This is a genomic window from Corallococcus sp. 4LFB (assembly GCF_046520365.1).
Taxonomy (GTDB): domain Bacteria; phylum Myxococcota; class Myxococcia; order Myxococcales; family Myxococcaceae; genus Corallococcus; species Corallococcus caeni.
Genome location: NZ_JBKGHJ010000447.1, coordinates 1 through 6,928, shown reverse-complemented (window position 1 = coordinate 6,928; position 6,928 = coordinate 1). Strand labels below are relative to the sequence as shown.

Here is a 6,928-nt window from a genome sequence, read left to right as displayed (position 1 = left end):
GCGCGGCGCCGTGCAGCGACGCGCGCTTCATGTACCAGACCTCCGACAGCGTGCCCGCGACGTCGCCCAGCACCAGCAGCACGCGGGGCGCGTCCTTCGGCGCGGGGCGGGACAGCGTGCGCTGGAGCCGCTCCGCGAGCGCCGTGGCCTGGGGCTCGCGGCCGCTCAGGCGGCCCAGCTCCTTCACGCTGTCCACCACCTCCTGGAGCGACGTCCAGGGCAGCACCTTCAGCGGCGCGAGCGCGGAGAGCGCCTCCGCAGGGGCCTGCTTCACCTGCTGATCCACCACCAGCGTCGGCCTGAGCTTCGCGATGGCCTCGAAGTTGGGGGGCGAACGTGGTGCCTACCTTGGGCAGGGCGGGTGTGCCCTCGGGCAGGGCGGTGTAGTCGGACACGCCCACGAGCTGCGCCCCCGCGCCCAGGGCGAAGAGCGTCTCCGTGACGGACGGCGACAGGGAGACGATCCGCCGCGCCCGGGGCTCCGGGGCGGGGGGCGCCGGACGCTGGCAGCCCGCCGCGAGCGCGAGCACCACGCAGAGCAGGGAGGGGAGGCGGAAGAGACTCATGGGCGGGGCGACTTCTAGCACGCGGGTCGCGGGAAGCGGCGTCTGGGTTTCGCTCGGGAGGCGCGGATATCCTGGGGACTCCTCACAGGGGGAATACCCGGACATGGCTTGGATGAATCTGTCTTCGCGCGCGCTCTGCGCCGCGGCGTTGCTTTGTGGTTCCTCGGCCCTTGCCGCGTCGCCGTTCGCGGAAGGGATGATCTCCATCACGTTGGATGACGGCTGGAGCACGCAGTACACGCTGGCGAGGCCGGCGCTGAAGTCGCGGGCCATCCCCGCCACGTACTACCTGGTCACCGACGCCGTCGCCCAAAGCTGGGGCGGCTACATGACCCTCGCGCAGGTGCAGACGCTCAAGGCGGAGGGCAACGAGATCGCCAGCCACACGCGCACGCACGCGGACCTCACCGCGCTGACGTCCGCGCAGCTGACGTCGGAGCTGCACGACTCGCGAGCGTGGTTGGAGGCGAACGTGGGGGCGGCGTGCGGCAAGGACTTCGCGTCACCCTACGGCGCGTACAACGCGACGGTGATGACGGCGCTGAAGACGGAGTACGCCAGCCACCGCACCATCAACGCGGGCCGCAACTACCGCGACACGGTCATCTACGAGCTGCGCGCCAACGACGTGTCGAGCGCGGTGACGGTGGCGCAGGTGAAGGGGTGGATCAACCAGGCCATCGCGGAGAAGAGCTGGCTCATCATCCTCTTCCACGAGTTCACCAGCGGCACGCCCACGCGGGAGACGCAGTACAAGACGACCAACTTCACCAGCATCCTCAGCTACGTGAAGTCGACGGGCATCCGCACCGTGACAGTGGAGGAGGGGCTGGCGCTGACGGACGGCCTCACGGAGGCGCCGCCCTCCGTGGGCACGGTCGTCTACGACGACGCGATGGGCAGCGGCTTCCAGGACTGGAGCTGGGCGACGCACGACCTGGACCAGGCCGTCACGGTGCACTCCGGGTCCACGGCGGTGGGCTTCGAGCCGGACTACTGGGAAGCGCTGATGTTCCACCACACGGGGCTGGACCTGTCGCTGTACCAGTCCGTCGACCTCTGGGTGCACGGAGGCACGACGGGCGGGCAGCAGGTGCGGCTGGCGCTCTACAACGGCGGCACGCCGCTGGGCAGCATCAACCTGGAGACGGCGCTGGGACACCCCATCGCGGCGGGCACCTGGCAGAAGGTCTCCATCCCGCTGAGCACCCTGGGCGCGACCTCCGGCACGGTGGATGATTTCTACGTGATGGACGACTCGGGCTCGGATCAGGGCACCGTGTACGTGGACGACTTCGTGCTCGTGCCGTACTGAGCCGCGGTGCCACACCTCGCGCGCGCCGGGGTTCGCTCCGGCGCGCGCTTGGAGGCAGCCGGGGCCTACAGCTTGATCAGCTCCACGTCATCCATGTGGATGTAGTTGGAGCCGTTGTGGGCGGGCGACTTGCTGTGCAGGCCGAACTCCAGGTAGCCGTTGGTGACGGAGATGGCGGGCGTCTCCACCAGCGTGTAGTTGCCGTAGGTGCCCAGGTTGGTGATGGCCGCGGCGCAGCCGCCGCAGTTCTTCACCTGGAAGCGCGCGAAGTCGAACGTGCCTCCCTTGCGGAACCAGGCGCGCAGCTTGTAGTTGCCTGACGCCAGGCCCGACTTCGTCTGGTACGTCCACGCCTCGTAGGCCGCCGCCGACGTCCAGTGCGTCAGGTGGAAGCTGCCCGAGTGCCCGCCGTTGTACGTCTCCGAGAACGCCGCCGCCGCCGTGCCGTTCGGGCTCCAGGTGTTCCAGCCCGTCATGCCGCTCTCGAAGCCGGGGTTCGTCAGCGTCAGCGGCTGCGTGGTGCCCGGCTGGTACCAGCGCACCCACTCCACCTCCATCGTCTTCTTCGCGCCCCAGGCCAGGTCGACGGAGGCCGGCGCCGGGTTGCCGTACCAGACGCCGCCCAGCGCCAGGTTCAGGATGAGGTAGTGGTTCTGCTGGAACTCCGTCTCGTTGTGGTTGAACGTCGCCGTGGACACGAAGTCCTTGTCCAGGCGGAACACCATGGTGTTCGCCGTCCACTCCACTTCATACGTGTGGAAGTCCTGTGACAGGTCCACGCCGCGGCTCGCGCCCGTGCCCCAGTCCGCGTTGCCGCCGTTGTACCAGTGCACCGCGGACTTCATCCACGTGGGCTCCGTGGACTTCCACTCCAGGATGTCGATCTCCCCCGCGCCCGGCCAACCCGCGCTCTGGATGTTCGAGCCCAGCGTCCAGAACGCCGGCCACATGCCGTAGCCCGGCGGAACCTTGATGCTCGCGACGATCTTGCCGTAGCGCCCCTCCACCTTGCCCTTGGTGTGGATGCGGCCGGAATAGAACGACCGGTACTGCCCCGGGCAGCGCGAGTCCGTGGGGTTGTCCGCCGTGCGCTCCGCCGTGATGACCAGCTTGCCGTTGCCCACCGTCACGTTCTGCGCGCGCGGGAACTCCAGCTCGCCCGTGCCGAAGTTGCAGTTGTTGGTCACCGGATCCCAGTTGCTCGTCAGCGCGGTCCACGCGCCCGTGTTCAGCGCCGTGCCCGTGAAGTCGTCCTGCCACGCCAGCGACCAGCCCGCACCGGGGTCATACGCGCGCTCGCCCTGCTGCGTCTGGCCGTAGCCCTCCGCCTCCACCGGGGCAGCGGCTTCCGGCTCCGGTGAACAGCCGGAGAGGGTGGTCAGGAGTCCTGCGGCGACGAGGCCTGCGCGAAGGGGGCGGTGCATGAATACTCCGGGGAAAGGGGAGCATTCATATTTGCCGGTTTTGACGCGCCTTGCCAGGAAAGCCAGGAGCGACTCAGCCGAGCCACTGTGGGTTCTGGACGGTCCCGTCGAAGTGGTGGCTCGTCTTGTACTTCTCGAAGGCGCCGTCCCTGGCGGCGTCCTTCGTCTTGGCGAGCAGCGCCTGGACTTCCTTTTCGCTCAGGGGCTTGAAGGTGCGCGCGGCGGTGAGGGCCTGCTGCAGGCGCTCCTGCGAGTCGATGCCGGTGATGACGACGCTGACGGGCAGGGACAGGTCGTAGCGCAGGCACTCGGGCGCGGTGACGGTCTTGCTGTCGAGGATGAACGGGTCGCCCATGGACTTCATGGCGAGCACGCCAATGCCCTCCTTCACGAGCACGGGCAGCACGCGCTTCTCGAAGCTGTTGAAGTGGGCGTCCATCACGTTGAGGGGCAGTTGCACGGTGTCGAAGCGGAAGCCGTGCTGCTTCGCCGTCTCCAGCATCTTCAGGTGGATGTCCGGGGACTTGTGCCCGGTGAAGCCCAGGAAGCGCGCCTTGCCGGCCTTCTGCGCGTCCTTCATCGCCTCGATGGCGCCGCCTTCGGCGAAGGCCTTGTCCGGATCATTGTCGCGGATGACCTCGTGGAGCTGGAGCAGGTCCACGTGGTCCGTCTGGAGGCGCCGGAGGGATTCGTCGATCTGCTTCGCCGCGGTCTTCTTGTCGCGGCCGTCGATCTTCGTCATCAGGAAGGCCTTGGCGCGGTAGCCGTCGCGCAGCGCCTTGCCCATGCGCTCCTCGCTCTTGCCGTCGTTGTAGTCCCAGCAGTTGTCCAGGAAGTTGATGCCCTGATCCAACGCGCCCCGGATGAGCGCGATGCTCTCCGATTCGTCCTTCTGCTTGCCGATGTGGAAACCCCCGAGCCCCACGCAGGACACCTCCTGACCGGTGCGGCCCAGCTTGCGGCGGGGCACGGCGGGCGCGTTCTTCGCCTTCGCGGGCGTGGCCCCCAGCACGGGCGGAGCAACCATCAGCGACAGCGTCGCGGCGAGGAATTCCTTCCGGGTCATGTCAGGGCGTCCTTCCAGAGGAGCAGGTGGCGTCTGGGAGGCCGACGTTGGGACCGCTCGGAGCCGGGGACAACGGGCGCCGGGGCCGAATGTGCAGGAGCCACCGCTGCACGGTGGGTGTGCAGGGCGGGCGGGTGCCGCATAATCGACACCCGCATGCGCATCCCCCTCCTTGTGCGGCGCGTGGGTCCGCTCCTCGCGCTGATCCTCCTGGCCGCGTGCCGCATTGAATCCGCCGCGCCGTCGGGGGGCGCCGCCGTGGCGCAGGCCTCGACCCCGTCCGGCGAGGTGTGGGTCTACACGTCGATGTACCGGCACGTGCTGGATGCGCTGGAGCCGTTGCTGAAGGAGCGGCTGCCCGGTGTGCAGGTGCACTGGTACCAGGCGGGCAGCGAGAAGGTGGCCAGCCGCCTGGAGGCGGAGCGGGCCGCGGGCGCGGTGCGCGCGGACGTGCTGATGACGTCGGATCCGTTCCTCTACGAGCGGCTGGCGCGTGACGGCGCGTTCCTGCGCTACGCCTCCGTGAACGCGCTGCGCATCCCTCGCTCGCTGCTGGACCTGGACGCGAGGTACGCGGCGGTGCGGCTGTCCACGATGGTGCTGGTGCACCGCGTGGGCGCGGGCGAGGCGCCGAAGTCGTTCGCGGCGATGGTGGACGGAAGCTGGAAGGGGCGGGCGGCCATCGGCGATCCGCTCACGTCGGGCACCGCGTTCACGTGGGCGGTGTTCCTGCGCGCGAAGCGCGGGGAGGCGTACTTCGCGGGGCTGAGGGAGAGGGGCGCGGTGGTGGCCGGAGGCAATGCGGCGGTGCTCCAGAAGGTGGAGAGCGGCGAGGTGGACGCGGGCGTGCTGCTCCTGGAGAACGCGCTGGCGGCGAAGGCGAAGGGCAGCCCCATCGAGGTCATCTGGCCGGAGGACGGTGCGGTGGTCATCCCCGGGCCGGTGGGGCTGTTCGCCGCGACTCGCAACCCGGTGGCGGCGAAGGCCCTGGTGGACGTGCTGCTGTCACCGGAGGGCCAGCGCATCATCGTGGAGAAGGGGGACATGCACGCGGTGGATCCGCGCCTGGGCGGCCCGCGTGGAGAGCCCGGAGTGGAAGGACTGCTGGGCCGCGCGCAGGCGTGGACTCCGGAGCTGCTGGAGCAGGGCCTGCTGCACGGTGGCGACATCAAGGAAGCCTTCAGCCGGGCCTTCGCGCGATGAGCCAGGAGCGCCTGTCCAGTGCCGCGGAGACCTCCCGCTCGATGCGGCCTCAACCGGTCCGACAGTCGGACCCGTTTCCGCTGTTCGGCTGGACCGGACGCCCCAGGCTGGAGGCTTCCCACCCGGTCCGACTGTCGGACCACTTTCCGCTGGTCGGCTGGACCGGAGGCCCCGGGCCGGAGGCTTCCCACCCGGTCCGACAGGCGGACCCGTTTCCGCTGTTTGGCTGGACCGGAAGCCCCAGGCCGGGGGCTTCCCACCCGGTCCGACTGTCGGACCAGTTCGTGTGGTGCGCCGCGGCAGGGGAGTCCCGACAGGATTCTCCCTTTCTCATCGCAGGGGAGGCGCGATGAGGGGCCGATGGCTCGCGTTGGCCGCTTGGCTCGTGCCGCTGCTGCTCTTCGCGGTGGTTCCGGTCGTGGCGTTGCTGATCCGAGGCGTGGGGGCGGCGACGGGCGGGCTGGGGCATGTGCTCGCGGCGGAGTCGGGGGCGCTGGTGAACACGCTGGGCATCTCGCTGGGCGCGACGGCGTGGGCGCTGTGCCTGGGGGTTCCGCTGGCGTTCCTCTTGTTCCGCACGGACCTGCCCCTGCGCGGCGCGTTCACCGTGTTGTTCACGCTGCCTTCCGCCATCCCCGCGTTCATCTGGGGCATGGGCTGGCTGTCGCTCGCGAGCCCTCGCGCGGGCTACCTGAACCGCTTGCTGGGCGCGGACGTGTTCGACCTCTATGGCGCGGCGGGCATCGCGTTCGTGGAGGGCCTGTCGGGTCTGCCGCTCGTGCTGCTCGCGGGGGCGGCGGCGCTGCGGCGCGTGGACCCCGCGCTGGAGGAGGCCGCGCGCGTGTGTGGCGCTTCGCCGCTTCGCGCCCTCCTGAACACGACGGTGCCCCTGGTGCTGCCCGCGCTGCTGTCGGGCGCGGTGATGGTGTTCCTCATGGCCGCGTCGTCCTTCGGCGTGCCGTACCTGCTGGGCGTGTCGGCGTCACCGCCCACTCGCGTCCTCACCACCCGCATCTATGAGCTGGTGCTGCTGGGCAGCGAGGAGGGGTTGCCGCGTGCTTCGGTGCTCGCGTCGTTCCTCCTGCTGCTCACCCCGCTGGCGCTGGGATTGACCTGGGTGCTGGGCCGGAGTGGACGCGTGCGCTTGAGCGCGGGCAAGGGTGTGTCTCCGCGCGTGCTCGCGCTGGGGACCTGGCGGCCGTGGGCGCTCATGGGGGTGGGCATGGTGGGCGGGGTGCTGGTGGTCCTGCCCCTGGCGGCCATCCTGCTGACGTCGCTGCAACGCAGCTTCGGCGCGGCGCTGACGTGGGACACGCTGACGCTGTCGCACTGGTCCGGGGTGCTGTGGGACGCG

5 protein-coding genes and 1 pseudogene are annotated in these 6,928 nt (G+C 69.9%); 3 read left to right on the top strand and 3 right to left on the bottom strand.

The window, feature by feature from the left end; genetic code table 11:
• Window positions 1-274, bottom strand: a pseudogene (locus ACLEQD_RS33550) (ABC transporter substrate-binding protein); the annotation flags it as partial.
• A 395-nt stretch (window positions 275-669) separates the two neighbouring features.
• Between ACLEQD_RS33550 and ACLEQD_RS33545 the strand changes: the two are divergent.
• Window positions 670-1,881 carry a polysaccharide deacetylase family protein gene (locus tag ACLEQD_RS33545; protein ID WP_410389648.1) on the top strand — a complete coding sequence of 404 codons (1,212 nt, stop codon included), beginning with the start codon at window positions 670-672 and terminating at the stop codon, window positions 1,879-1,881.
• A 65-nt stretch (window positions 1,882-1,946) separates the two neighbouring features.
• Here the strand turns inward: ACLEQD_RS33545 and ACLEQD_RS33540 are convergent, their stop codons facing one another.
• Both ACLEQD_RS33540 and ACLEQD_RS33535 read right to left on the bottom strand, forming a co-directional pair.
• The gene (locus tag ACLEQD_RS33540; protein ID WP_410389647.1) at window positions 1,947-3,305 is read right to left on the bottom strand and encodes a family 16 glycosylhydrolase; all 1,359 of its coding nucleotides are present in this window, start codon (window positions 3,303-3,305) and stop codon (window positions 1,947-1,949) included.
• 73 nt (window positions 3,306-3,378) lie between these two features.
• Entirely contained in the window at window positions 3,379-4,371 is a 993-nt protein-coding gene (locus ACLEQD_RS33535; RefSeq protein WP_410389645.1) for an aldo/keto reductase, read from the bottom strand.
• Between the two features lie 156 nt (window positions 4,372-4,527).
• Here ACLEQD_RS33535 and ACLEQD_RS33530 point away from each other — a divergent pair, with 156 nt between their 5' ends.
• Together ACLEQD_RS33530 and ACLEQD_RS33525 are read left to right on the top strand one after the other, a co-directional pair.
• Window positions 4,528-5,574, top strand: coding sequence for an ABC transporter substrate-binding protein (locus tag ACLEQD_RS33530; protein ID WP_410389643.1), 1,047 nt, complete (start codon window positions 4,528-4,530; stop codon window positions 5,572-5,574).
• Between the two features lie 349 nt (window positions 5,575-5,923).
• Window positions 5,924-6,928: ABC transporter permease (locus ACLEQD_RS33525; protein ID WP_410389641.1), on the top strand; the 1,005-nt coding region annotated here is incomplete at its 3' end.